At 54.2% G+C, this 2,500-nt stretch carries 1 protein-coding gene and 2 rRNA genes (1 of these 3 cut by a window edge); 1 reads left to right on the plus strand and 2 read right to left on the minus strand.

Annotated elements, in window-relative coordinates:
* Nucleotides 1-197: hypothetical protein (locus AC0JZ1_RS21255; RefSeq protein WP_471884428.1), on the plus strand; the 197-nt coding region annotated here is incomplete at its 5' end.
* 16 nt (nucleotides 198-213) lie between these two features.
* Here AC0JZ1_RS21255 and rrf read toward each other — a convergent pair.
* Together rrf and AC0JZ1_RS21265 are read right to left on the minus strand one after the other, a co-directional pair.
* Nucleotides 214-328: ribosomal RNA gene (gene rrf / locus AC0JZ1_RS21260) — 5S ribosomal RNA — on the minus strand.
* Between the two features lie 230 nt (nucleotides 329-558).
* Nucleotides 559-2,500: ribosomal RNA gene (locus AC0JZ1_RS21265) — 23S ribosomal RNA — on the minus strand; it runs 860 nt beyond the window's last position.

Here is a 2,500-nt window from a genome sequence, read left to right on the forward strand (position 1 = left end):
CGTCACCAAGATTACCGGGTTATGCCCGGGGAGCGCATGAGGTAATTCCTGATGCTTTAATGCAGTGGATTGATTTCCAGATCCATTGCGGTTTGGGCAGCTCCTTGCCCATTTTCAGTTGGCTGTACGGCAAAAGGGTCGCTTTTGGCGACCCTTCATTCGGCTGGGCCGATGTTTGTTTTCGGATGAGAAGATAATGATTGCCTTTAGCAGACCTGGCAGCGACCTACTCTCCCGCGTCTTAAGACGAAGTACCATTGGCGCTGGGGCGTTTCACGGCCGTGTTCGGAATGGGAACGGGTGCAGCCGCCCCGCCATAACCACCAGGTCGGCTAAGGGCAATCAGATGAGAAGCTGGTACAGGCACTTACCTGTTTGCAGATTTGAACACGTCACCCGCAACGTTTCTTTCCTGTTGGTATGCGTTAGGCACCCATACAGGCCAGAGGCCGTCGCCGGTCGTCCGGCGCCCTCGCGGAGCATAGGCTCCTTTGAGCCGCTCATGCGTGAGCGCTGAACAGATGATCATCGATTTATCGATGAGCATGAACAATGAGAACGATCAAGCCAATCGGGCTATTAGTAAGGCTAAGCTTCATGCGTTACCGCACGTCCACACGCCTCCTATCAACGTGGTCGTCTTCCACGGCCCTGATAGGGAATACTCGTTTTCAGGTGGGTTTCCCGCTTAGATGCCTTCAGCGGTTATCCCTTCCATATATAGCTACCCTGCTATGCCGTTGGCACGACAACAGGTCCACCAGAGATATGTCCATCCCGGTCCTCTCGTACTAGGGACAGATCCTGTCAATATTCCTACACCCACGGCAGATAGGGACCGAACTGTCTCACGACGTTCTGAACCCAGCTCACGTACCGCTTTAATTGGCGAACAGCCAAACCCTTGGGACCTGCTCCAGCCCCAGGATGCGATGAGCCGACATCGAGGTGCCAAACAACCCCGTCGATATGGACTCTTGGGGGTCATCAGCCTGTTATCCCCGGCGTACCTTTTATCCGTTGAGCGATGGCCCTTCCACGCGGGACCACCGGATCACTATGACCGACTTTCGTCTCTGCTCGACTTGTCAGTCTCGCAGTCAGGCGGGCTTATGCCATTGCACTCGACGACCGATTTCCGACCGGTCTGAGCCCACCATCGCGCGCCTCCGTTACTCTTTCGGAGGCGACCGCCCCAGTCAAACTACCCACCATACACTGTCCCGGACCCGGATAACGGGCCGCGGTTAGACATCCATGACGATAAGGGTGGTATTTCAAGGATGGCTCCACGAAGACTGGCGTCCCCGCTTCAAAGCCTACCACCTATCCTACACATGCCGACACGAATGCCAGTGTAAAGCTATAGTAAAGGTGCACGGGGTCTTTCCGTCTGACCGCAGGAACCCCGCATCTTCACGGGGAATTCAATTTCACTGAGTCTATGTTGGAGACAGCGGGGAAGTCGTTACGCCATTCGTGCAGGTCGGAACTTACCCGACAAGGAATTTCGCTACCTTAGGACCGTTATAGTTACGGCCGCCGTTTACTGGGGCTTCGATTCAGAGCTTGCACCCCTCCTCTTAACCTTCCAGCACCGGGCAGGCGTCAGACCCTATACGTCGTCTTATCGACTTCGCAGAGCCCTGTGTTTTTGATAAACAGTCGCTACCCCCTGGTCTGTGCCACCCCTTCCTACTTGCGTAAAAAGGGGTCACGCTTCTTCCGAAGTTACGCGTGCAATTTGCCGAGTTCCTTCAACATAGTTCTCTCAAGCGCCTTGGTATACTCTACCTGACCACCTGTGTCGGTTTCGGGTACGGTCTATAATGGTGGAGCTATTTCCTGGAACCGCTTCCCCGCACACTCAATCCAATAAGAATGTACAAGTTACGCAATCCGTCACTACCACCAGGCCCACGAATATTAACGTGGTTCCCATCGACTACGCGTGTCCGCCTCGTCTTAGGGGCCGGCTAACCCTGCTCAGATTAACTTTAAGCAGGAACCCTTGGTCTTTCGGCGAGGGAGTCTCTCACTCCCTTTATCGTTACTCATGTCAACATTCGCACTTCCGATACCTCCAGAGGCCCTCACGGGTCCTCCTTCACAGGCCTACGGAACGCTCCGCTACCACGTGGATAAATCCACATCCTCAGCTTCGGTGCATGGCTTTAGCCCCGTTACATTTTCGGCGCAAAGACCCTTATTTAGACCAGTGAGCTGTTACGCTTTCTTTAAATGATGGCTGCTTCTAAGCCAACATCCTGGTTGTTTTGGGATCCTCACATCCTTTCCCACTTAGCCATGACTTGGGGACCTTAGCTGGAGGTCAGGGTTGTTGCCCTCTTCACGACGGACGTTAGCACCCGCCGTGTGTCTGCCGACTAGTACTCCTCGGTATTCGGAGTTTGGTTAGGATCAGTAAGACGGTGAGTCCCCATAGCCCATCCAGTGCTCTACCCCCGAGGGTATTCGGTCGACGCTCTACCTAAATAGA

The sequence above is a fragment of the Affinirhizobium capsici genome (assembly GCF_977018625.1).